Origin of the sequence: [Pseudomonas] carboxydohydrogena, from assembly GCF_029030725.1 — a bacterium.
GTDB classification, from domain to species: domain Bacteria; phylum Pseudomonadota; class Alphaproteobacteria; order Rhizobiales; family Xanthobacteraceae; genus Afipia; species Afipia carboxydohydrogena.
Window position 1 is genome coordinate 1,727,508 of record NZ_CP113162.1, and the last position, 22,924, is coordinate 1,750,431.

At 61.7% G+C, this 22,924-nt stretch carries 18 protein-coding genes; 13 read left to right on the forward strand and 5 right to left on the reverse strand.

The window, feature by feature from the left end:
* Positions 1-32: 32 nt before the first annotated feature.
* A complete protein-coding gene (locus tag AFIC_RS08505; RefSeq protein WP_420833385.1) occupies positions 33-1,820 on the reverse strand; it encodes an extracellular solute-binding protein in 1,788 nt (595 codons plus the stop codon).
* Between the two features lie 290 nt (positions 1,821-2,110).
* Here AFIC_RS08505 and AFIC_RS08510 point away from each other — a divergent pair, with 290 nt between their 5' ends.
* Positions 2,111-2,869 carry an invasion associated locus B family protein gene (locus AFIC_RS08510; protein WP_275245823.1) on the forward strand — a complete coding sequence of 253 codons (759 nt, stop codon included), beginning with the start codon at positions 2,111-2,113 and terminating at the stop codon, positions 2,867-2,869.
* A gap of 78 nt (positions 2,870-2,947) precedes the next feature.
* Here the strand turns inward: AFIC_RS08510 and hspQ are convergent, their stop codons facing one another.
* Positions 2,948-3,277 (reverse strand): heat shock protein HspQ, encoded by a 330-nt coding sequence (hspQ, locus tag AFIC_RS08515; protein ID WP_009339517.1) that lies wholly within the window; start codon positions 3,275-3,277, stop codon positions 2,948-2,950.
* A gap of 73 nt (positions 3,278-3,350) precedes the next feature.
* Positions 3,351-4,544: a UbiH/UbiF family hydroxylase gene (locus AFIC_RS08520; protein WP_275245824.1), complete on the reverse strand. Its 1,194-nt coding sequence runs from the start codon at positions 4,542-4,544 to the stop codon at positions 3,351-3,353.
* Between the two features lie 108 nt (positions 4,545-4,652).
* Here AFIC_RS08520 and pcsA point away from each other — a divergent pair, with 108 nt between their 5' ends.
* From pcsA to AFIC_RS08535, 3 genes are read left to right on the forward strand one after another with little or no spacing between them, the layout of a single operon-like run.
* Positions 4,653-5,384, forward strand: coding sequence for a phosphatidylcholine synthase (gene pcsA, locus AFIC_RS08525; protein WP_275245825.1), 732 nt, complete (start codon positions 4,653-4,655; stop codon positions 5,382-5,384).
* Entirely contained in the window at positions 5,381-6,136 is a 756-nt protein-coding gene (locus tag AFIC_RS08530) for a TerC family protein (RefSeq protein WP_275245826.1), read from the forward strand. Before pcsA ends, AFIC_RS08530 begins: the two co-directional genes overlap by 4 nt.
* 52 nt (positions 6,137-6,188) lie before the next feature.
* Entirely contained in the window at positions 6,189-7,163 is a 975-nt protein-coding gene (locus AFIC_RS08535; protein ID WP_275245827.1) for a quinone oxidoreductase family protein, read from the forward strand.
* Between the two features lie 88 nt (positions 7,164-7,251).
* Here the strand turns inward: AFIC_RS08535 and rimO are convergent, their stop codons facing one another.
* A complete protein-coding gene (rimO, locus tag AFIC_RS08540) occupies positions 7,252-8,574 on the reverse strand; it encodes a 30S ribosomal protein S12 methylthiotransferase RimO (protein ID WP_275245828.1) in 1,323 nt (440 codons plus the stop codon).
* A 360-nt stretch (positions 8,575-8,934) separates the two neighbouring features.
* On the opposite strand from rimO, the gene AFIC_RS08545 reads away from it, so the two are divergent.
* From AFIC_RS08545 to AFIC_RS08585, 9 genes are all read left to right on the forward strand, one after another.
* On the forward strand, positions 8,935-9,756 hold the full coding sequence (locus AFIC_RS08545) for a formate/nitrite transporter family protein (protein ID WP_275245829.1): 822 nt from the start codon (positions 8,935-8,937) through the stop codon (positions 9,754-9,756).
* 61 nt (positions 9,757-9,817) lie between these two features.
* Positions 9,818-11,545 carry a bifunctional protein-serine/threonine kinase/phosphatase gene (locus tag AFIC_RS08550; RefSeq protein ID WP_275245830.1) on the forward strand — a complete coding sequence of 576 codons (1,728 nt, stop codon included), beginning with the start codon at positions 9,818-9,820 and terminating at the stop codon, positions 11,543-11,545.
* A 231-nt stretch (positions 11,546-11,776) separates the two neighbouring features.
* Positions 11,777-13,093 carry a CmpA/NrtA family ABC transporter substrate-binding protein gene (locus AFIC_RS08555; RefSeq protein ID WP_275245831.1) on the forward strand — a complete coding sequence of 439 codons (1,317 nt, stop codon included), beginning with the start codon at positions 11,777-11,779 and terminating at the stop codon, positions 13,091-13,093.
* A 58-nt stretch (positions 13,094-13,151) separates the two neighbouring features.
* On the forward strand, positions 13,152-14,051 hold the full coding sequence (gene ntrB / locus AFIC_RS08560) for a nitrate ABC transporter permease (RefSeq protein WP_275245832.1): 900 nt from the start codon (positions 13,152-13,154) through the stop codon (positions 14,049-14,051).
* A gap of 10 nt (positions 14,052-14,061) precedes the next feature.
* Entirely contained in the window at positions 14,062-14,856 is a 795-nt protein-coding gene (locus AFIC_RS08565; protein WP_275245833.1) for an ABC transporter ATP-binding protein, read from the forward strand.
* Positions 14,857-14,869: 13 nt separating this feature from the next.
* Entirely contained in the window at positions 14,870-16,084 is a 1,215-nt protein-coding gene (locus AFIC_RS08570) for an NAD(P)/FAD-dependent oxidoreductase (RefSeq protein ID WP_275245834.1), read from the forward strand.
* Positions 16,085-16,087: 3 nt separating this feature from the next.
* Complete coding sequence (locus tag AFIC_RS08575; RefSeq protein ID WP_275245835.1) at positions 16,088-17,842, forward strand: NirA family protein; 1,755 nt, start codon at positions 16,088-16,090, stop codon at positions 17,840-17,842.
* Complete coding sequence (locus tag AFIC_RS08580; RefSeq protein WP_275245836.1) at positions 17,842-19,455, forward strand: sulfite reductase subunit alpha; 1,614 nt, start codon at positions 17,842-17,844, stop codon at positions 19,453-19,455. The genes AFIC_RS08575 and AFIC_RS08580 overlap by 1 nt, the downstream gene beginning before the upstream one ends.
* 13 nt (positions 19,456-19,468) lie before the next feature.
* On the forward strand, positions 19,469-22,186 hold the full coding sequence (locus tag AFIC_RS08585; RefSeq protein WP_275245837.1) for a nitrate reductase: 2,718 nt from the start codon (positions 19,469-19,471) through the stop codon (positions 22,184-22,186).
* Here the strand turns inward: AFIC_RS08585 and AFIC_RS08590 are convergent.
* Positions 22,170-22,922 carry a LamB/YcsF family protein gene (locus AFIC_RS08590; RefSeq protein WP_420833386.1) on the reverse strand — a complete coding sequence of 251 codons (753 nt, stop codon included), beginning with the start codon at positions 22,920-22,922 and terminating at the stop codon, positions 22,170-22,172. The genes AFIC_RS08585 and AFIC_RS08590 overlap by 17 nt on opposite strands.
* Positions 22,923-22,924: the final 2 nt, after the last annotated feature.

The window sequence follows — 22,924 nt, forward strand, 5'->3', positions numbered from 1 at the left end:
TACGCTGGTGTCGGGAGTGTCCGTCGCGTCGGTCACGGAGTCTGTTTCTGTAAGTTGAACCACCACGTCTCCGGAAGATAGCCGGAAAGCGCAGTACGGGAAGGAGATTTTATACGATTCCAGCGCGCGATCCATTGCGCCGGCGGGTTGTACAAGGGAATTGCGTAGGCCCCGGACATCAGGACACGGTCAAGGGCACGGACCGCATCGACGAAGTCCGGCCGTTCCCTTGCCTCCAGCATGGCGTTGATCGCGGCATCGATCGCGGGGTCGCGGGCGCCCATGTAGTTGCGGGTGCCCGGCGTGTCGGCGGCCTGCGAGCCCCAGTAGAACGCCTGCTCGTTGCCGGGTGACAGCGATTGGTCCCAGCGGTTCTGGATCATGTCGAAGTCGTAGGCGAGACGGCGCTGGTCGAACTGCACCGCATCGACCACCCGCACCGACACCTCGATGCCCGCGCGCTTGAGGTCACGCGAATAGGCCAGCGCGATCCGCTCCTGATCGCGGGTGCTGACGAGAATTTCAAAGCTCAGCGGTTCGCCGGTCTCGCGGTTGCGCAGATGCGTGCCCTTGAACTCGTAGCCGGCTTGCTCCAGCAGCGTCAGGGCTGCGCGCAGCGCCTTGCGGTCGCGCCCGGAGCCGTCCGTGACCGGCAGGCGATAGCGTCCGTCCATGATGTCGGGCCGAACGCTCGCGGCATAGGGCGCGAGGATCTCGCGTTCATGCGCGGAGGCGGGGCGGCCTTCGGCGGACAGCTCCGACCCCGCGAAATAGCTCGGCGAGCGGCTGTAGAGGCCGAAGAAGTAATTGCGGTTGATCCATTCGAAGTCGAACAGCAGCGTCAACGCCTGCCGGACCCGGATATCGGCAAACACCGGGCGGCGAGTGTTGAACACCAGAAATTCCGAGGGGCGCGGAGTGCCGGTCTTGACCGTGTCGCGGATCACCTCGCCGTTGCGGGCGGCGGGGAAGTCGTAACCCTCGTGCCAGCGCAACGGCTCGTTCTCGTTGCGGAAATCGTACAGTCCGCGCTTGAACGCCTCGAAGGCGCCATTGGCCTCGCGGTAGAAGTCGAGCCGGACCTCGTCAAAATTCCACAGGCCCCGGGCCACCGGCAGGTCGCGCCCCCAGTAATCCGGGTTGCGCGTCAGGGTGACGCTGGCGCCGGGCCGGACCTCCGTGACGCGGTAGGGGCCGGAGCCGAGCGGGGCGGTCATCGAGGTGTCCTCGAAGGTATCGACGTTGACGGCCTTTTGGGAAAACACCGGCATCAGTCCGAGGATCAGCGGCAGTTCGCGGTCCGCCTCGCCGCCGAAATCGAAACGGACGGTCTGCGCGTCGAGCGCGCGCGCATCCTTCACCTTGGAATAGTACAGCCGGTGATTGGGGCGGCCATGGTCGCGCATCAACTGCCAGGAGAACAGCACGTCCTGCGCTGTCACCGGGGTGCCGTTCGAGAACCGCGCCGCCGGATTGATATGGAAGGCGACATAGCTGCGGGCCTCATTGGTCTCGATGCTGTCGGCGAGCAGGCCGTAAAGCGAGAACGGCTCGTCATTGTTGCGCGCCATCAGGCTCTCGACCACGTAGCCCCGAATTTGTTGCACCGCGATGCCCCTCACGATGAACGGGTTCAGGCTGTCGAATGTGCCGAGCAGGCCGAAGGTCAGGCGGCCACCTTTCGGAGCGTTTGGATTGACATAGGGAAGGTTCTTAAAGTCGTTTGGCAGCGCCGGTTTGCCGTGCATGGCAATGGAGGGGGCCGGCTCGGCCTGCGCCCACGCGCCGGCAAGTGCTGCGCCAAGGACGGCGACAAACATCAGCAGGAGGCGTCGGAGCGCGAGGGCTTTCATCCGGTCCCGTGTTCCTTGCGATTCGCCGGGCGATGGCGAACGCTATCACGAGGCGTCCGGACGATTTCCGGCAACAGGACAAAAACCCAAAAAATCATTGTTGGCATTGATCTTTCCGCCTGCCGTTGTATGAAGGCGGGCGATTCCGATCAGTCGCGTGTGTTGTCACGCATCCGCCTCATTTGGCTCCGAGACAGCGCCTCATCGGCGACGCTCTCCATAAGGGTGGCAGCGCTTAGTCAGAAAGGGTTTTCACTATGAATTTCCGGAACTTGGCCGCGCAGGCCGCGCCGCGCGGACGGAGGTTCGCCGCAGTATTTCTGGCCGCCGCGGCCATGATCGCCCTGCCGGTGGCCGATGCGAGCGCCCAGGCACAGCCGGCCCCCAAGGGGAAGGCCGCGCCGAAAGCGGCTCCGAAGGCGGCACCCGCCCAGCCCCAGCAGCCCGCGCAGGGCCAGCAGCAGCCGGAGCAGCAGGTTCAGCTCATTTACGGTCAGTGGACCAAGTTCTGTCTCAAGGGTCAGGATGCCAACGCCAAGCAGGTCTGCTTCACCGGCAAGGACGGCCGCATCGAGTCCGGCCAGCCCGTCATCGCGGCCGTCATCATCGAGCCGGAAGGCGAGCCCAAGAAGATCCTGCGCGTGACGCTGCCGCTCGGCATGCAGCTCGCCTACGGCACCCGCATTGTCGTCGACAGCAACCCGCCGCTGCAAAGCCCCTATGTGATCTGCTTCGCCAACGGCTGTATGTCCGATTACGAAGTCACCGCCGATCTTCTGAACCACATGAAGAAGGGCCAGAACCTCGTCGTGCAGGCGATCAACTCCAATGGCGCGCCGCTGACGCTGCCGCTGCCGCTGGCCGAGTTCGCCAAGGCTTATGATGGCCCTCCGACCGACCCGAAGGTGTTCGAGGAGAACCAGAAGAAATTGCAGGACGAGTTGCAGAAGCGTGCGGCGGAAGCCCGCCAGCGGCTCGAGAGCCAGACCAACACAACCCCGCCCGCCGGCAAGTAACGGCGGCGAAAGCGGTCAAGAAAAGGCGCGCAGTAATGCGCGCTTTTTTATTGGCTCAGTGAGAAGAGAGCGTCGGCTCTAGTTCAGGGACAGATTGCGCTGGCGATATCCGCCCGCCTTGTCCTTGATGAAGATTTCCGACACCTGCGAGTGACGAACCGGATCGCCGGTCTCGTCCGGCAGCAGGTTCTGCTCGGAGACATAGGCGATGTATTCGGAATCCGAGTTCTCGGCCAGCAGATGATAGAATGGCTGGTCCTTGTGCGGACGCATCTCCTCGGGGATCGAGAGCCACCACTCTTCGGTGTTGTTGAATTCGGGATCGATGTCGAAGATCACGCCCCGGAATGAAAAGGAGCGGTGACGGACAACCTGGCCGATCTGGAATTTCGCGGTTCGTGCTTTCATCGTGAGTCTGCGGTAGATCGAAATTGTGGCTGTTGCTGGGTGAAATATCGCAAATCGCGGCCCCCGATACCAGTCAGGCCGAGCGTCGCCACCAGGGGGCAAGCCCCTCGCGCATGGCGAAACGGCGCAGCGGATCGGCGATATTGAGAAGATGAAGGCCCACCGCCCGCATCATCTGCACGGGCAGGAAGCCGGAGAGCAGCGAGCGGTTGGCGATATCGATCACCGCCGTGCGGCTTGCGATATCGGCGCTGCGGCTTCGCGAGTATTGCGACATCACGTCATCCGAGCCGGGGTCTGTGCCGGCCTGATGGGCCGCCGTGATAACCCGCACGAAATCGGCGGCATCGCGCAGCCCGAGATTGAGGCCCTGCGCGCCGATCGGCGGAAAAACATGAGCGGCCTCGCCAAGCAGGGCGATGCGGTGCGCGGCGAGTGCGGCCGGGCTTTGCATCGTCAGCGGGAAAACGTGACGCTCTCCCTCCGCGCGCATCTTGCCGAAAATCGAGTGCGCCTGACGCTCCGCGCGCAGGCCGAGTTCATCGTCGGACAGCGATTGCAGTTGCGCGGCCTCGTCCGGCGTCGTCACCCAGACGATGCTCGAGCGAAGGCCAGGCAATGGCACGAACACGCGCGGGCCGTGAGGCGTGTGGAATTCAGTCGAGATGTTGTCGTGAGGGCGTGTATGCGTGGTGTTGAAGGTGACGGCGGCCTGTTCAAGGGTGCGCGTGCGCAGGTCGATGCCCGCGCTGCGGCGCGCAAGCGAATTACGTCCGTCCGCGCCGCCGACGATCGCGGCATTGATATGTGCACCGTTCTTTGTCGCGATCCCGGCAGATGAATCGCCGCCATCGATGGTGCTGGCGTCGTCATCGTAACGCACGAGGTTGGTCAATTCACAAGCGCGTTCCTCAAGGGCCGCAACAAGTATCCGGTTCTCGATGTTGTAGCCGAACGTCTCCTCTCCGATCTCGTGAGCCGACAGTCGAACCTCGGGCGCGCGCACCAGCCGTCCGGTGTCGTCGATCAGCCGCATCACCCGCAAAGCGGCCGCCTGCTGTTCGCAGCGGGGCCAGACCTCCAGCGACCTCAGAAAATCGATTGAGCCGCCGAGCAGGGCGGTGGTGCGGTTGTCGCTATAGGCGACCTTGCGGGCGATCAATGTGGTGGGAACGCCGTTCTGCGCAAGCCCGATGGCCGCGGCGAGGCCGACAGGGCCGCCACCGACGATGGCAACGTCAAAATGAGGGAAACCGGGCGTGTTCATGAGGGTGCGATAACAGCTTTTTTAGCGCGGGTCGATGTCGGGAACGGCGGCTTCCGGGCGCAAGAGTTGCAGTGCAAGCCCAGCACAATCCTGTTAATTGTGGGGTGGATGACCGACTCGCATGACCCGTCCCGGAGCCCTGACGCGTCCATGCGGGCGCGCGCGTTCGCGGTTCATCTATTGACAGCCTCGGGAGCGGCGCTGGCCCTGCTGGCTTTGCTGGAGGCGGTCCGCGAGCATTGGACGATGATGTTCGTCTGGCTGGGCGTGGCGCTTGTCATCGATGGCATCGACGGGCCGCTTGCACGCCGCTTCGGCGTCCCCGATGTGTTGCCGGACTGGTCGGGCGACACACTCGATCTCGTCGTGGATTTCCTGACCTATGTGTTTGTCCCGGCCTATGCGATCATGGCGAGCAAATTGCTGTTGCCGATTGCGGGGCCGCTGGTTGGAATAGCTATCGTCATGTCGGGCGCTCTGTATTTCGCCGACCGGCGCATGAAGACCGACGACAACCATTTTCGCGGTTTCCCCGCGCTGTGGAATGCGGCGGCGTTCTATCTGCTGCTGCTCAAGCCATCGCCGGGTGTTGCGACCCTTGTGTTGGCTGTCTTTGTCATCCTGACATTCGTGCCGTTTCACACTCTGCATCCGCTGCGCACGTTGCGCTGGCGGCCGCTGACGCTGGTCCTGATCGGCGTCTGGGCGGTGCTGGCGATCTTCACGATCGTGGCGGATTTCAACGTGCCGGCCGCAGTGAAGATCGCGCTGTGCGCAATCGGCGGATATGTGCTGTTTTCCGATCTTGTTGTGCGAACCTATAGCCGGATCACATCATGATGGATTTACTGACCAGCGCCGAAGCATGGGCTGCATTGTTGACATTGACAGCTCTCGAAATCGTTCTCGGCATCGATAACGTGATCTTTCTGTCGGTGATTGTGTCACGAATCCCTCCGGAGCAGGCGAAAAGCGCCCGCCGGATCGGCCTCGCCCTGGCTCTGATTTTCCGCATCCTGCTTTTGTCGATGCTGGTGTGGCTGATCGGGTTGACCGCGCCGGTTCTCACAGTGAAGGGCATCGATCTGTCGTGGCGCGACCTGATTCTGATTGGCGGCGGCCTGTTCCTGATCGCGAAGGCCACGCATGAAATTCACGCCGAGGTGGAAGGCCCGACCGACGGCGAGGTGGTTGCGTCGCGGTCGTCGAATGCGTTCGCCTGGGTGATCGTGCAGATCGTGGTGATCGACATCATCTTCTCGCTGGATTCCGTCATCACGGCGATCGGCATGGCGCAGGATCTGCGGATCATGATCGCGGCCGTCATCATCGCCTGCGCGGTGATGTATATCTCGTCGGGGCCGGTGGCGGCGTTTGTCGCGGAATATCCCACCACCAAGATGCTGGCGCTGGCGTTCCTGGTGCTGATCGGCGTGGCGCTCGTCGCCGACGGTCTCAGTTTTCACATCCCGCGCGCTTACATCTATAGCGCCATCGTGTTTTCCGCCGCGGTGGAGACGTTCAATGTTCTGGCGAAGCGCAACCGGCGCAAGCACAGGATGTTCCGGCAGGCCGCCGATCCTCCACGTTGACATTTGCCGCCCGATGCATTTCCGTCTGCGCAAGTAGTGCAGGGAGAAAACGATGATCAAGGCTGTGCGGGTGCACAAACTCGGGGGACCGGACGTCCTGACCTATGAGGACGTCGAACTGCCTCCGCCCGGCCAGGGTGAGGTCCGTATCCGCCATCACGCGATCGGCATCAATTTCATCGACTGCTATTTCCGCACCGGGCTGTACAAGGCGCCGAGCCTGCCGTTCACGGTCGGCCATGAGGGCGCGGGCGAAATCACGGCGGTCGGGCCGGGCGTGACGAATTTCCATCCCGGTGATCGGGTGGCTTATTACCTCAACCTCGGCGCATACGCGACCGAGCGCAACGCGCCCGCAGACAGGCTCGTCAAGTTGCCCGATCACATCACCTACGAGCAGGGTGCTGTCTTGATGCTGAAGGGCCTGACGGTCTGGTATCTTCTGCACAAGACGTTTCATGTTCAGCCGGGCAACCGCGTGCTGATTCACGCAGCGGCGGGCGGCATCGGGCTGCTTGCGTGCCAGTGGGCCAAGGCGCTCGGTGCAACCGTGATCGGAACCGCCGGTTCAAAGGAGAAGGCCGATCTCGCGCTGGCGAACGGCTGTGACCACGTCATCCTCTACAAGGAGGAAGATTTCGCCGAGCGCGTGAAGCAGATCAGCCGGGGCGAACTGTGCGACGTGGTCTATGACGGCGTCGGCAAGGACACGTTCCAGGGTTCGCTGCGGTCGTTGAAGAAGCGCGGCCTGATGGTCAGCTTCGGCAATGCGTCCGGCGCAGTGCCGCCGTTCTCGGTCAATGAACTCAACACGCATGGGTCGCTGTTCATCACGCGCCCCAAGCTCGCCGATCATATCGGCACGCGCAAGGAATTGATCGAGGGAGCGGATGCGCTGTTCGCCGCCGTGATCGACGGCACGCTGCATGTGCCGATCAACCGCGCCTATGCGCTCAAGGATGCTGCCAAGGCGCATATCGATCTTGAGAGCCGGGTCACGACCGGCGCGTCGGTGCTCAAACCGTAAATTTGTCATTGCGAGGAGCGTCAGCGACGAAGCAATCCAGCTTTTGTCTTGTGGCGCTGGATTGCTTCGCTTCGCTCGCAATGACGATTTAAAACCCCACAACGCTGCCGTGCAGGTCGTATTCGTCCGCGCGTTCGATCTTCGCGGTAACGATGTCGCCGACCTTCAGCGGACGGCGGCTCGCGACATAGACCGAACCGTCGATCTGCGGCGCGTCGGCCTTAGAGCGGCCCTTTGCGACGCTTGGCCCGATCTCGTCGATGATGATTTGCTGGCGGGTGCCGACCTTGCGCTTCAAGCGACGCGCGGAAATCTTCTGCTGGCGCGCCATCAGCGCGTTCCAGCGCACGGTCTTGATCTCGTCAGGCACGGGCTTGTCGAGTGTGTTCGAGGTGGCGCCCGCGACGGGCTCGTATTTGAAGCAGCCGAGGCGGTCGATCTGCGCCTCGTCGAGCCAGTCGAGCAGATCCTGGAATTCGGATTCGGTCTCGCCCGGAAAGCCGACGATGAAGGTCGAGCGCAGCGTGAGGTCGGGGCATTGCTCGCGCCATTTGTGGATGCGCGCAAGCGTCTTGTCCTGCGCGGCCGGACGGCGCATGCGCTTGAGCACTTCGGTGTTGGCGTGCTGGAACGGAATGTCGAGATAGGGAAGGATGTTGCCGCCCATCAGCGGAATGACATCGTCGACATGCGGGTAGGGGTAGACATATTGCAGCCGCACCCATGCGCCGAGTTCGCCAAGCTCACGCGCAAGATCGAGGAATTTGGCGCGGACCTCGCGGTCTTTCCATGGACTCGACTCATATTTGATGTCGATGCCGTAAGCCGAGGTGTCCTGCGAGACGACCAGCAATTCCTTGACACCGGCCGCGACGAGCTTCTCTGCCTCACGTAGCACGTCGCTCGCCGGACGCGAGACAAGATCGCCGCGCAGCTTCGGGATGATGCAGAAGGTGCAGCGGTTGTTGCAGCCCTCTGAAATCTTCAGATAGGCATAGTGCCGTGGCGTCAGCTTGATGCCCTGCGGCGGCACGAGATCGAGATGCGGATTGTGCATCGGCGGCAAGGCACGATGCACGGCATCCAGCACGCTTTCATATTGCTGCGGGCCGGTGATCGACAGGACGTTCGGATATTCCTTTTCGATCTGCTCGGGCTCGGCGCCCATGCAGCCGGTGACGATGACCTTGCCGTTTTCCGCCATGGCCTCGCCGATCGCGCCGAGCGATTCCTGCTTGGCGCTGTCGAGAAACCCGCAGGTGTTGACGATGACGATGTCCGCGCCGTCGTGCTTGCGGGCAAGCTCATATCCCTCCGCGCGCAGGCGGGTGATGATGCGCTCGGAATCCACCAGTGCCTTGGGGCATCCCAGGGAGACGAAGCTGATTTTGGGCGCGCTGGCCGTGGTCATGATCAGGGGGTCCGTTGAAAGCGGATGGCTATCCCTGATCGTGGGTCATTTCAAGGCACTATCTCCCTACGAAATAGGCATTTTCCGTGTTTTCGGCCCTCTGCTCCGGAAGTGCCGTGCCCAAAGCATGGGCGAATGCTTCGACATCGTGCATCTCCAAACGTCAGACGGGCATCAGCATGCGCCCTTGACCAATTCGACGCCCACAATTTCGCGATCTGCGCCGCTTTGAAGCATTTGGCACGGTGATTGCTCTGCAAGGGGTGGGTCAATCGAGACCTGTCAGCGAGCCGATGCCGTTCGGTTGAGGCTTGCTGCTGGGCCGCGCCGGTTCCAGCGATGAACCACAGAGGAGCTTCGATGTCTTATCTCGCACCTTCGGAATTCGTCACCAAGATGGTGGACGCAGGGGAATCCAAAATCTTCATGTCGACACGGGATACCTTGATCCGTGCCTACATGGCGGGGGCCATTCTCGCACTTGCTGCGTGGTTCGCGGTGACGATCAACGTCAATACCGGACAGCCGCTGGCCGGCGCCATCCTGTTTCCGGTCGGTTTCTGTATGCTTTATCTGCTCGGCTTCGACCTGCTGACAGGCGTGTTCGTGCTGGCGCCGCTGGCGTGGCTCAACAAGCGGCCGGGCTGTACGCTCGGCGGAGTGCTGCGAAACTGGGGTCTGGTGTTCGCCGGAAACTTCGCGGGCGCTGTGACGGTCGCCTTCATGATGGCGTTCGTGACGACGTACGGTTTCACGCAGGCGCCCGATAAGGTGGGAGCCGTGATCGGGAATGTCGGCGAGGCGCGCACACTCGGCTATGCATCGCATGGTGCGATGGGCATGATCACGCTGTTCATGCGTGGCATGCTCTGCAACTGGATGGTGTCGACCGGCGTGGTGGGCGCGATGGTCTCGACGACCGTCAGCGGCAAGGTGATCGCGATGTGGATGCCGATCATGCTGTTCTTCTACATGGTGTTCGAGCACTCGGTCGTGAACATGTTCCTGTTTCCGGCGGGCCTGATGCTGCATGCGCCGTTCTCGGTGATGGATTATCTGATCTGGAACGAGATCCCGACAGCACTCGGCAATCTCGTGGGTGGCTTGTCCTTCACTGGCCTGACGCTGTATGCGACCCACGTGAAGACTGCGCCGAAGCGTGAGCTTCGCGCCGTCGCCTGATCGCGATGAAGGAAAGAGCCTCCCTTTTTCAGGGGAGGCTCTTTCGGTTATGATAACGCCCATGTCGATCCTCAGCCTGTCCATCGGTCAGTATTCCGACAAGGGGCGCAAGGATTCCAATCAGGATTTTCACGGCGTCCTGATTCCGGACGAGCCGCTGCTGTCGATGAAGGGCATCTCCGCCGTTATAGCGGACGGGATCAGCAGCAGCGATGTCAGCCGGATCGCCAGTGAATCCGCCGTCAAAAGTTTCCTGACCGACTATTACTGCACGTCCGAGACATGGTCGGTGAAGACATCGGCGCGGCGGGTGATCGCCGCAACGAATTCATGGCTTCATGCGCAGACGCGGCGAGGGCTGCACCCCTACGACAGCGACAAGGGATATGTCTGCACGTTCAGTGCGATTGTTTTCAAATCGACCACCGCGCATCTTTTTCATATCGGCGATTGCCGGATCTATCGGATTGCGGGAGCCGCGCTCGAACAACTGACCGAGGATCATCGCGTCGTTCTGTCGTCGGTCGAGAGTTATCTTGGGCGCGCCCTCGGCGTGAATCCGCAGATCGAGATCGACTACCGTGCCGTCCCGCTTACGCCCGGCGATGTCTTTGTTCTGGCGACGGACGGCATTTATGAATGCGTACCTCCGCGCATGATCGTTGAAATGATAGCGGCCAATAAGGGCGATCTCGATGCGGCAGCTCGCATCATAGGCCAGACGGCGCTCGATCGCGGCAGCGACGATAATCTGACGATCCAGATTATTCGGGTCGATCGGTTGCCTGAACCGCAGGCCGATGAATTGCTTCACGTCTCGGATCTGCCGTTGCCGCCGTTATTGCAGGCAAGAGCGGAGTTCGACGGCTATCGCATTATTCGCGAAATCCATGCCAGCGCCCGCAGTCACATCTATCTCGCGACAGATATGACGACGGATCGCCTCGTCGCTCTCAAAACGCCATCCATCGATCTTGGCGAGAATCCGGCCTATCGCAGGCGTTTCGCGATGGAGGGGTGGATCGCGCGGCGGATCGACAGCCCATATGTGCTGAAACCGGAGGCGCAAACGCGGCCCCGAAACTATCTTTATGTCGTGATGGAATTTGTCGAGGGGAAGAGTCTTTCGCAATGGATGATCGACAACCCGCGGCCCGATCTTGAAACCGTCCGCAAGATCGTCGAGCAGATCGCCAAGGGCCTCGGCGCTTTCCATCAGAAGGAAATGCTGCATCAGGATCTGCGGCCTGACAACATCATGATCGATGCCACCGGCACGGTCAGGATCATCGATTTCGGTTCAACCCGCGTCGCTGGCGTTGCCGAAACGATGCCCGAACTGGATGGTGAAATCCTTGGAACGGTCCAATACACCGCACCCGAATATTTTCTCGGCGCGGCAGGCTCGCCGCAGTCCGATCTCTATTCTCTGGGTGTGATCGCCTATCAGATGCTGACGGGACATTTGCCGTTCGGCCCGGCGGCGGGACGGGCGCGGACCCGCGCCTTGCAGCGTAAACTCAGATACCGATCTGCGGTCAATCAGGAGCGTGGCATTCCGCTGTGGGTCGATGGCGCGCTGCGAAAGGCCGTCCAGTCCGATCCGGCGGCCCGATATGACGCTCTGTCGGCTTTTGTGTTCGACCTTCGCCACCCCAACCCCGCTTTCCGCGAAGCATCTGCCACGCCGTTGCTGGAGCGAAATCCGGTCCTGCTCTGGCAGAGCGTGTCGGTGCTTCTGGCGATCGCCGTCGTGACGCTTCTGGCCATGCTGCATGCGACTCGCTGAACGTTTGTGCAGTGCGCAAATTGTGAGCAGTTCCGTTGAAATGATGAGCAGCGGTGCGTTTTCCAGGAAATCGCACGGTGCATCTAAAATCGAATTAAAATGTTGAAATATAAAGATAATTTATCATGCCAGTGATTGGCATGGAAGTTGATTATTGGAGGTGGTCAGGAACGGCCGGGCCTCCCATCCAGTGTCGATGCCTGACGCAGAGCGATTTCAGAAGGCAGCGACATGAGCAAATCCAGCACTTACGTCACCGGAAAATCCACCAGCCGCCGTGCGGTCCTGAAAGCAGGTGCAGGGGTGGCGGCGCTCATGGCGGCGGTCCGCCTGAATTTTCCAGGCGGCGCATTCGCCCAGACGGCCGGTCCGGAGACGGCCAAGGCCAGACTCGGCTTCATCGCGCTGACGGATGCCGCACCGCTGTTCGTCGCCAAGGAAAAAGGTTTCTTCGCCAAGCATGGAATGCCGGACGTCACGGTTGAGAAGCAGGCCTCATGGGGCACCACCCGCGACAATCTCGTGCTCGGCTCCGAAGGCAACGGCATCGACGGCGCGCATATCCTGACGCCGATGCCGTACCAGATATCGGCCGGAACGGTGACGCAGAACAACGTGCCGACGCCGATGCACATTCTCGCGCGGCTCGATCTGAACTGTCAGGGTATTTCGGTCGCCAATGAATATGCCGATCTGAAAGTCGGGCTCGATGCGAAGCCGCTGGCGGCGGCGTTCGAGAAGAAGAGGGCTGCCGGCAAGTCGATCAAGGCGGCGATGACCTTCCCCGGCGGCACGCACGATCTGTGGATCCGCTACTGGATGGCTGCGGGCGGTATCGATCCCGACAAGGACGTCGAGACCATCGTGGTGCCGCCGCCCCAGATGGTGGCGAACATGAAGGTCGGCACCATGGATTGCCTGTGTGTCGGCGAACCGTGGAACGAGCAGTTGATCCACCAGAAGGCCGGATACTCGGCGCTGACGACGGGCGAGATCTGGAAGGATCATCCGGAGAAGGTTCTCGGCATGCGCGCGGCGTGGGTTGAGAAGAACCCGCGTGCCGCCAAGGCGCTTCTGATGGCGGTGATGGAAGCACTGCAGTGGTGCGACAAGGATTCCAACAAGGATGAATTGGCTACGATCAGCGCCAAGCGCCAGTGGATGAATGTGCCTGTCGGCGACATCGATGAGCGGATCAAGGGCAATTTCGATTACGGCACCGGCCGCGTGGAGAAGAACAGCCCACTCTTGATGAAGTTCTGGCGCGATCACGCCTCGTATCCGTTCCAGAGCCACGATCTCTGGTTTCTGACCGAGAATATCCGCTGGGGCAAAATTCCGGCGAACACGGACACCAAGGCGCTGATCGCGAAGGTGAACCGTGAGGATATCTGGCGGGACGCGGCGAAGACTCTCGGCGTAGCGGCAGCCGACATTCCGGCATCGACCTCGCGCGGCAAGGAAACGTTCTTCGACGGCAAGGTTTTCGATCCTGAAAATCCGGCTGCGTATTTGAAGTCGCTGACCATCAAGCGCGTGGATGCGTGATGTCAACGGGCCGCCCGTGCGCGGACGGCCCATCGAATGATCCGGGAGACGACACGTAATGAACATGCCTGCGGTTAAATCTGAAGTTGCGGTGAAGGTCTCCGAACCTTCTGAGTCAGCGCCCGTATTCAAAATGGAGATCAAGCGTCGGCCAAGGAGCGACAAGGCATGGAAGCTGGCGCAGTCCGCAGCGGCGCGCATTGTGCCGCCTCTCATCGTTGTTGCGCTATTTCTCGTGGTCTGGGAATTGCTGTGCAGCAACGCAGGTGCGACGCTGCCGCCGCCGCTGAAGGTGTTCAGGGATACCAAGGATCTGATCTTCGATCCGTTCTTCGACAATGGCGGCATCGATAAAGGTTTGTTCTGGCATCTGTCGGCCAGCCTGCAGCGGGTCGCGCTGGGTTATTCATTGGCGGCAATTGTCGGCATCGCGCTCGGAACGCTCATCGGCCAGTCGGTCTGGGCGATGCGCGGTCTCGATCCGATCTTCCAGGTGTTGCGGACGATTCCACCGCTGGCCTGGTTGCCTCTGGCGCTCGCCGCGTTTCGCGACGGTCAGCCGTCGGCGATCTTCGTGATCTTCATCACCTCGATCTGGCCGATCATCATCAACACCGCTGTCGGTATCCGCAACATCCCGCAGGATTACCGCAACGTCGCAGCCGTGGTGCGGCTCAATCCGTTCGAGTTTTTCTGGAAGATCATGATCCCGTCGGCCGCGCCCTACATCTTCACCGGCCTACGCATCGGCATCGGCCTGTCGTGGCTCGCGATTATTGCCGCTGAAATGCTGATCGGGGGTGTCGGGATCGGCTTTTTTATCTGGGATGCGTGGAATTCCTCGCACATCAGCGAAATTATTCTCGCGCTGATTTACGTCGGAATCGTCGGCTTCATCCTCGATCGCGCGATTGCGATGATCGGTGCCTTTTTCACGCGCGGCACATCAGTGTCTTAAGGAGATCGCGATGCAGGATTATCTGAAGCTCGATCACATGGACAAGGTCTTCACCCGTGGCTCTGCCTCGACGGAGGTGCTCAAGGACATCAATCTCACGATCGCTCGCGGCGAATATGTCTCTATCATCGGCCATTCCGGCTGCGGCAAGTCCACGCTGCTTAACATCGTGGCCGGGCTGACCGGCGCGACGCAGGGCGGCGTGTTGCTCGAGGGGCGTGAAGTGAATGCGCCAGGGCCGGATCGCGCCGTGGTGTTTCAGAACCACAGCCTGCTTCCGTGGCTGACGGTTTACGACAATGTGCGGCTTGGCGTGGACAAGGTGTTCGGCCGGACCAAGACCCGTGTCGAACGCGACGAATGGGTGATGCATAATCTCAACCTTGTGCAGATGGCCCATGCCAAGGACAAACGCCCGTCTGAAATATCGGGTGGCATGAAGCAGCGCGTCGGCATTGCCCGTGCGCTGGCGATGGAGCCGAAGGTTCTGCTTCTGGATGAGCCGTTCGGTGCGCTCGACGCGCTGACGCGCGCTCATCTGCAGGATACCGTGATGGCCCTGCACCAGAAGCTCGACAACACGGTGATGATGATCACCCACGATGTCGATGAGGCCGTTCTGCTGTCCGATCGCATTGTGATGATGACGAATGGTCCGAGCGCGCGCATCGGTGAGGTTCTGGACGTGCCGCTGCCGCATCCGCGCAAGCGGCTCGAGCTGGCGGCCAGCCCGGTCTACCTCAAGTGCCGGCAGCGCGTGCTTGAATTCCTGTACGAGCGTCATCGCTTCGTCGAGGCGGCGTGAGGAGGGGCGCAGCATGAGCGAACCTCTGGTCATTATCGGCAACGGCATGGCCGCCGCTCGGCTCGTCGAGGAATTGGCGAAGCGGGCATTGGGGCGCTACGCGATTGCCGTGATCGGCGACGAGCCGCGCTTGGCCTATAACCGTGTGCTGCTGTCCTCGGTGCTTGCAGGTGAGGCGACCTCGCAGGAGATCGAACTGAGGTCAGCCGCGTGGTGGCGCGATCGCGGTGTCACCGTGACCTATGGCTGCGCGGCGAGTTCGGTCGATCTTGCCGCGCGCAAGGTGCATCTTGCCAACGGTACGGAAGTCCCATTCTCGAAACTGGTGTTCGCGACAGGCTCGGCGCCGCTGCGTCTGGCAGTGCCGGGCGCGAACCTGCCCGGTGTGCACACCTTCCGCGACAGCCGGGATGTGGATCAGCTCCTTGCCCTCGCCGGTGAGAAGCGTCGCGTCGCGGTGGTCGGCGGCGGGTTGCTTGGTCTTGAGGCGGCCTACGGTCTGGCGAAGGCCGGATCGAAGGTAACGCTGCTGCATCTGATGGATCGTCTGATGGAGCGTCAGCTCGATACGCCGGCGGCGGCGCTCCTGAAGCGGCTGGTGGAGAGCAAGGGTATCGAGATTGTGCTGGATGCCGACACAAAGCAGATTATAGGCGCGGATCGGGTCGAGGGCATCGAACTGGCGAATGGCCGCAGCATCGCGGCGGATGCTGTCGTGTTCGCGGCGGGCATCCGGCCCAACGTGGCGCTTGCAAGAGAGGCGGGCGTGCCGGTCAATCGCGGCATCGTCGTGGACGATCGGATTTGTACCGGCGTGGAGAATGTCTACGCGCTCGGCGAATGCGCGGAGCATCGCGGCACCTGCTACGGGCTCGTAGAGCCCGCCTATGAGCAGGCGAAGGTGCTGGCTGCTCATCTGGCCGGTAATCCGACGGATTACTCCGGCAGTGTTGTTGCCACCAATCTGAAAGTTTCGGGCGTGAGCGTCTTTTCCGCCGGTGATTTTCTCGCGGCCGAAGGCGGCGAAACGCTGGTGTTCAACGATGAGCGGCGCGGCACCTACAAGAAACTGGTTGTCGCCGACGGTCATCTCACCGGCGCGGTGCTGGTGGGCGATACCCAGGACGCGCTCTGGTATCTCGACCTCATCCGGACAACGGCTCCGATCGACACAATTCGCGGCGACATGATGTTCGGTCGCGCGCTTGCTCAACTAAAGGCTGCTTAAGTCATGTCCAGCGATTTCTCTCCAGACCAGAAGCGCTATCTCGAAGGCTTCGTTTCGGGGCTCAGCGCATCGCGGGTTGCGCGCAGCAATGCGCCCGCAAAAAGCGAGCCGGTCGGCCCCGATGCCATTCACATCAAGGCGCAGGATCGTGTCGTTGCGGCGGGCGGCAAGCTCAGCGATCAAGAAAAAATCAAGCGTGAGGAACATCCGTTCGATGCCTATCCTCGGCTTGTGAAACAGGCCGAGTTGAACGAAGCCCCGAAGCCGCCGGACAATTTCCGTTGGCGCTATTACGGCATCTTCTATGTCGCGCCCACACAGTCGTCCTACATGTGCCGCCTGCGGATTCCGAATGGCATCCTCAAGCACTGGCAGTTTGCGGGCGTGGCCGATCTCGCGGAGAATTTCGGTGGTCCGTATGCCCACGTGACCACGCGGGCTAATCTGCAACTCCGCGAGATCGAGCCGAAGAATGCGATCAAGGTGATCGAGGGGCTACAGGATATCGGCCTGTGCTCGCGCGGCTCCGGTGCGGATAATATTCGTAACGTCACCGGGACCTCGACCGCCGGCATTGATCCGCAGGAATTGCTCGATACGCGCCCTTACGCAAAGGCGTGGCACTTCCACATTCTCAACGACCGATCGCTGTATGGTCTGCCGCGCAAGTTCAACGTCGCGTTCGATGGCGCAGGGCGCATCGCCACGCTTGAGGAAACCAACGACATCGCGTTTCAGGCAGTCGAGGTACGTGAAGGTTTCGGTGTCGAACCCGGTATCTATTTCCGGCTCGGCCTTGGCGGTATCACCGGCCACAAGGATTTTGCCCGCGACACCGGCGTGATCCTGAAGCCGCAGGAGGCCATCGGTGTTGCCGACGCCATTCTGCGTGTCTTCATTGAGAACGGCGACCGCACCAACCGCAACAAGGCGCGTCTGAAGTACGTGTTGGATGCGTGGGGATTCGACAAGTTTCTCGCCGCCGTGGAGGAGAAGCTCGCCTGCAAGCTGGCGCGCGTACCTGCGGAAGCCATTGCTCCGCGCCCGGCCTATGACCGGCTCGCGCATATCGGGGTTCATGCGCAGAAGCAGAGCGGCCTGAACTGGATCGGTGTCGCGCTGAAGCTCGGGCGATTGTCGCCCGAACAGATGCGGGGGCTTGCGAAGATCGCAGCGGAATACGGCGGCGGCGATATTCGCCTCACCGTTTGGCAGAACCTGCTGATCCCGGGCGTTGCCGATGCGAATGTCGCAACCGCGATCGCCGCCATCGAGGCGCTCGGCCTCGCGGTGACAGTCTCCGCGCTGCGGGCAGGGCTGATCGCCTGCACCGGCGCGACGGGATGCCGTTTCGCCGCCGCGCACACCAAGGAAAATGCTGAGGAGATCGCGGCATGGTGCGACGAGCGCGTGCCGCTCAACACGCCGGTCAACATCCACCTCACCGGGTGCCATCATTCCTGCGCGCAGCACTACATCGGCGACATCGGTCTGATCGGCGCGCGCGTCCCAGTCAACGACGATGGCGATACGGTTGATGGCTATCATCTTCTGGTCGGCGGCGGATTTGGGGCAGATGCGACCATCGCCCGCGAACTGTTCCAGAACGTGAAGGCGGAGGATGCGCCGCGCACTGTCGAGCGCGTTCTCAAAGCCTATGTCGCCAACCGTGCGTCGGGAGACGAGACCTTCCTCGATTTCGCCAAGCGGACCGAGATCGAAGCCTTCAAGCGCATGACTGAAATGGAAGCGGCCTGATGAATCAGAGAACTCCTCCGAGCCAGCTTGAGATCATTCCGGAGACGGCGCCGTTTTCGCATGAACAGCGGTCGTGGCTGAACGGCTTCTTCGCAGGGCTGGTATCGCTCGATAACGCGGTCACGCCACTGTCGCCCGAGCAGGGCGCCGCGGTGATGAAAGGGGCTGGAGACGCCGATGATGGTGAGGCTCCGTGGCACGACCAGACGATGCCGATCGCGGAGCGGATGAAGCTGGCGGAGGGCCGCCCGCTGCGCCGCCGAATGATGGCGGCGATGGCGCAGCAGGATTGCGGCCAGTGCGGCTACAACTGCCATGATTATTCCGAGGCGATCGCTGGCAAGAAAGAAGCCCGCCTGAACCTGTGCGTGCCGGGGGGTAAGGAAACCGCCCGCATGCTGAAGACGCTGTATGAGGAGTTGGAGAGCGCACCGTCAGCTGCGCCATCGCCTGCGGCGGACGTGGCTGCGGCGGAGCCTGTTGCCAAAGCTACCGGCGAGCCGGGCCGTTCACGCGATAACCCGGTCGAGGCGGTCTTCCTGTCGCGGCGCCTTTTGAACAAGCCGGGATCGGAAAAGGAGACCTGGCACATCGAGTTCGATTTGTCGGGGCCTGGCCTTGATTATGTCGTCGGCGACTCCTTCGGCGTGTTCGCCAACAACGATCTCGGTATGGTGGACCAGATCATCGCGCTGCTTGGCGTCTCGCACGAGACAATGATCAACGGCAAGAAACTGCGCGATGTGTTGCACGAGGATGTGTCGCTGTCGCCCGCGCCGGATTCGCTGTTCGAATTGATTTCCTTCATTACCGGCGGGGCTGCCCGCGAGAAAGCGCGGGCGCTCGCTTCAGGCGACGACCCGGATGGCGACGCCGCCCATCTCGACGTGATGGCGACGTTGCAGAAGTTCGCTGGCGTCAGGCCGCATCCCGAAGCCTTCATCGAGGCGCTGGAGCCGTTGCAGCCGCGGCTCTATTCCATTTCGTCGTCGCACAATGCGACGCCGGGCCGCCTGTCGCTGACGGTCGATACCGTTCGCTACATGATCGGCAAGCGCAAGCGCATCGGCGTCGCCTCCACGTTCCTCGCTGAACGGATCAATCCAGGCGACACGCTCAAGGTCTACGTCCAGAAGGCCCATGGCTTCGGGTTGCCGGAGAATCCGCAGACACCGGTCATCATGATCGGCCCCGGCACCGGCGTGGCACCATTCCGCGCCTTCCTGCACGACCGGCAGGCGACCGGGGCGCCGGGGCGCAACTGGCTGTTCTTCGGCCACCAGCGCAGCGAGTGCGATTTCTTCTATGCAGACGAATTCAACGCGATGAAGTCGTCCGGCCATCTCACACGGTTGTCGCTGGCGTGGTCGCGGGATCGCGAGGAGAAATTCTACGTGCAGGATCGCATGCGCGAGGTTGGCCGAGAGCTGTGGTCGTGGCTCGCGGAAGGCGCACACGTTTATGTCTGCGGCGATGCCAAGCGGATGGCCAAGGATGTTGAACGCGCACTGGTGGATATCGCGTCCCAGTTCGGCGCGCGTTCGACCGACGAGGCCGTCGCCTTCGTGGCAGACCTGAAGAAGAAGGGCCGCTACCAGCAGGACGTCTACTGACCGAAGGCTATTGATGAGTGCGATGGAAATTCCGCCGGCGGCCGTAAGGACCACATGCCCTTATTGCGGTGTCGGCTGCGGTGTGCTGGCGACGCCCGACGGCAAGGGCGGAGCGACCATCAAGGGCGATCCGGATCATCCCGCCAATTATGGCCGCCTCTGCTCCAAGGGTTCGGCACTTGGTGAGACGCTGGGTACTCACGAGCGGCTGTTGCATCCGATGGTGCGCTGCTCGAACGGCCAGATGGAGGCCGTCGCGTGGGACGATGCGCTCGATCATGTGGCGCAGCGGCTCCGTCACATCATTGCCAAGCATGGGCGCCACTCGGTCGCGTTCTATCTCTCGGGTCAGTTGCTGACGGAGGATTACTACGTCGCCAACAAGCTGATGAAGGGATTCATCGGCAGCGCCAATGTCGATACCAATTCGCGGCTGTGCATGTCGTCGGCCGTTGCCGGGCACAAGCGCGCCTTCGGTTCGGATACGGTGCCGGGCAATTATCGGGATCTCGACGAGGCCGACCTTCTCGTTCTCGTTGGCTCGAATGCAGCATGGTGTCATCCGATCTTGTATCAGCGCATGTTGGCGAACAAGCAGAAGCGAGGCGCGAAGATCATCGTCATCGATCCGCGCCGGACGGATACCGCCAGCGATGCCGATCTTTTTCTGGGATTAAAGCCGGGGACCGATACTGCGCTTTTCAGTGGTGCGTTGGTTTACCTCGCAGCGCAGGGTGCGATCGATTCCCGTTTTATCGAAGATCATACTTCAGGATTCGAGGAGGCGTTGGCGCAGGCCCGCCGGATTGCCGCCAATATCGCGGCGACCGCACTTGCGACCGGACTGAGCGAAGCCGATGTCGAGGCGTTCTTTCGCCTGTTTGCCTCAACCGAAAAGGTGGTGACGCTGTACTCCCAGGGCGTCAATCAGTCGGCGCAGGGCACCGACAAGGTCAACGCCATCATCAACTGTCATCTTGCGACGGGGCGGATCGGCAGGCCCGGCATGGGGCCGTTCTCGCTGACGGGCCAGCCGAATGCGATGGGCGGCCGTGAGGTTGGAGGACTCGCAAATCAGTTGGCCGCACACATGAACTTCACGCCGCCGGACATCGACCGGGTGCGGCGGTTCTGGCAGGCGCCGCACATTGCGACCCATGAAGGGCTGAAGGCTGTTCAGATGTTCGAGGCCATCGGGCGCGGGGAGATCAAGGCGCTGTGGGTGATGGGCACGAACCCGGCGGTGTCGCTGCCGAATGCCGATGCCGTGCGGTTCGCGATGCAGAAGCTCGATCTGCTCGTGATTTCGGATAACGTGCGCTCGAACGACAGCGTCAATGTGGGCGCGCATGTGTTGCTGCCGGCACAGGCATGGGGCGAGCGATCCGGCACGGTGACCAATTCGGAACGCCGGGTGTCGCGTCAGCGTTCGTTCATGGCTCCCGCAGGCGATGCCAGGCCGGATTGGTGGATCGTCAGCGAAGTCGCCAAGCGGCTCGGCTATGAGCGAGCGTTTTCCTATCAATCGTCTGCGGAAATCTTTCGCGAGCATTGCCGCCTCTCTGCATTCGAGAATAAAGGCACCCGCGATTTCGATCTCGGCGCATTTTCCGAGATCACCGAAAGCGATTTCGATCAAATCACGCCAGCCCTGTGGCCGGCTCGCGCGGATGCGAGCATGTCGGAGCGGTTTTTCGCCGAAGGCGGGTTTTACACCAACGACAAGCGCGCGCGTTTCGTCGTGACCGAAATTCCGGTGCTGCGCGGTGAAAAATCCGTAGCGCGCCCGATGTTGTTGAACACCGGCCGCATCCGTGACCAGTGGCACACCATGACGAGGACGGGTCTCAGCCCGCGCCTTGGGCAGCACCTGCGCTTTCCCTTTGTCGAAATCCATCCGCGTGATGCACGTGCTGCCGGTGTCACCGATGCTGGATTTGCCAAAATCGAAACCGATTTCGGCCATTGCGTGCTCAAAGTGGTCGTGACGGATTGCCAGCAGCCCGGCATGTTGTTTGCGCCGATCCACTGGAGCGATGAAACATCATCCTCCGCGCGGGTCGGCGCGTTGGTTGCGCCTCACACCGACCCATATTCAGGTCAGCCTGAAAACAAGGCCACGCCGGCCAATCTGTTTCCTTGCGACTATCCGCAACAGGGTTTTGTCCTGTCGCGCGAAAGGCTGTCGTTCCCTGCGGGCACATGGTGGACGCGCGTCGCGGTGACCGGAGGCTATGGGTATCTGTTCGCCGCGAAGCACGGCGTGCCGTGGCAGGCCTGGTTTGGCGAACGCTCGATGGGACACGACGTCGCGAATTACGTCGATGCGGTTGGGGGTGTTTACCGGGCGGCGTCATTCGATGGCGACAAGCTGATGAGCTGTCTGTTTGTCGAACCGGCAGATCATGTGACCGAATGGGATGCGACAAAGGACCTATTTGCGGAAGAAACGCTTTCAGCCGACCAGCGCAGGTTGCTGCTGTCTGGAAAGACGGCGGATACGGCTGCGAACACCGGGCCGATTGTCTGTGCCTGTTTCGGTGTCGGCCGCAACACGATCTGCGATGCGTTGAAGTCCGGCACTGCGCGCTCGCATCTCGATCTTGGTGTGCAGCTCAAGGCAGGCACCAATTGCGGCTCCTGCATTCCGGAATTGCGCCGGCTGGTTGCGGAAACGATGCCCGACACGGAACAGGCCGCCCACCGTGAGATGGCTATGGCCGAGAATTGAACGGCGAGATTGTCACACCGCCTTGCTCCAGCGCAAAGCGCACGGCTTTGGCGATGTCGACAGCGCCGAGTGTGTCGCCATGAACGCAGACGCTATCGACGGGCGTCGGAATCGTTTTTCCCGAAGCCGCAATGATGGATTGCTCCGTCACCATGCGCAGAACGCGCCGCGCGATCTCGCCGGCATCGTGCAGTACCGCGCCGTTCTGGCTGCGCGGCAGAAGCTGCGCGTCGTCCTGATAGGCGCGGTCGGCATAGATTTCATGGATTGGTCTCAAGCCTGCGCGATCCGCCGCGCGGGCCAGTTCGGTGTGGGGCAGCACCATGAATGCGAGATCCTGATCGACAGCCTTGATGGCCGCCGCGATGGCTTTGGCGATCATGGCGTCGGCGCAAGCGGCGTTCGAGAGCGCGCCGTGTGCCTTCACATGCGTGACCTTGTGGCCCGCGAGCGAAGCTACGGCGCACAGTGCGCCGGTCTGGTAGGCGACAAGGTTCTCGATCTCGCTGGCGCTGAGGCCGGGCATCGGCGTGCGACCGAATCCTGCAAGATCGCGATAGCTGGGATGCGCGCCGATATGTACGCCACGCGTGCGGGCCTGTGCCGCAATGTTGCGCATGGTATCAGGATCGCCCGCATGAAACCCGCAGGCGATGTTGACGCTGGTGGCGACAGCCAGCATCGCCTCGTCGTCGCCCATGCCTTCGCCGATGTCGGAATTGATGTCGATCTGCATCG

What these genes read in the sequence shown, in the direction of transcription:
- AFIC_RS08505 (WP_420833385.1), bottom strand. Translation starts at nt 1,820, where the DNA reads ATGTTTGTCGCCGTCCTTGGCGCAGCACTTGCCGGCGCGTGGGCGCAG.
- AFIC_RS08510 (WP_275245823.1), top strand. Translation starts at nt 2,111, where the DNA reads ATGAATTTCCGGAACTTGGCCGCGCAGGCCGCGCCGCGCGGACGGAGG.
- hspQ (WP_009339517.1), bottom strand. Translation starts at nt 3,277, where the DNA reads ATGAAAGCACGAACCGCGAAATTCCAGATCGGCCAGGTTGTCCGTCAC.
- AFIC_RS08520 (WP_275245824.1), bottom strand. Translation starts at nt 4,544, where the DNA reads ATGAACACGCCCGGTTTCCCTCATTTTGACGTTGCCATCGTCGGTGGC.
- pcsA (WP_275245825.1), top strand. Translation starts at nt 4,653, where the DNA reads ATGACCGACTCGCATGACCCGTCCCGGAGCCCTGACGCGTCCATGCGG.
- AFIC_RS08530 (WP_275245826.1), top strand. Translation starts at nt 5,381, where the DNA reads ATGATGGATTTACTGACCAGCGCCGAAGCATGGGCTGCATTGTTGACA.
- AFIC_RS08535 (WP_275245827.1), top strand. Translation starts at nt 6,189, where the DNA reads ATGATCAAGGCTGTGCGGGTGCACAAACTCGGGGGACCGGACGTCCTG.
- rimO (WP_275245828.1), bottom strand. Translation starts at nt 8,574, where the DNA reads ATGACCACGGCCAGCGCGCCCAAAATCAGCTTCGTCTCCCTGGGATGC.
- AFIC_RS08545 (WP_275245829.1), top strand. Translation starts at nt 8,935, where the DNA reads ATGTCTTATCTCGCACCTTCGGAATTCGTCACCAAGATGGTGGACGCA.
- AFIC_RS08550 (WP_275245830.1), top strand. Translation starts at nt 9,818, where the DNA reads ATGTCGATCCTCAGCCTGTCCATCGGTCAGTATTCCGACAAGGGGCGC.
- AFIC_RS08555 (WP_275245831.1), top strand. Translation starts at nt 11,777, where the DNA reads ATGAGCAAATCCAGCACTTACGTCACCGGAAAATCCACCAGCCGCCGT.
- ntrB (WP_275245832.1), top strand. Translation starts at nt 13,152, where the DNA reads ATGAACATGCCTGCGGTTAAATCTGAAGTTGCGGTGAAGGTCTCCGAA.
- AFIC_RS08565 (WP_275245833.1), top strand. Translation starts at nt 14,062, where the DNA reads ATGCAGGATTATCTGAAGCTCGATCACATGGACAAGGTCTTCACCCGT.
- AFIC_RS08570 (WP_275245834.1), top strand. Translation starts at nt 14,870, where the DNA reads ATGAGCGAACCTCTGGTCATTATCGGCAACGGCATGGCCGCCGCTCGG.
- AFIC_RS08575 (WP_275245835.1), top strand. Translation starts at nt 16,088, where the DNA reads ATGTCCAGCGATTTCTCTCCAGACCAGAAGCGCTATCTCGAAGGCTTC.
- AFIC_RS08580 (WP_275245836.1), top strand. Translation starts at nt 17,842, where the DNA reads ATGAATCAGAGAACTCCTCCGAGCCAGCTTGAGATCATTCCGGAGACG.
- AFIC_RS08585 (WP_275245837.1), top strand. Translation starts at nt 19,469, where the DNA reads ATGAGTGCGATGGAAATTCCGCCGGCGGCCGTAAGGACCACATGCCCT.
- AFIC_RS08590 (WP_420833386.1), bottom strand. Translation starts at nt 22,922, where the DNA reads ATGCAGATCGACATCAATTCCGACATCGGCGAAGGCATGGGCGACGAC.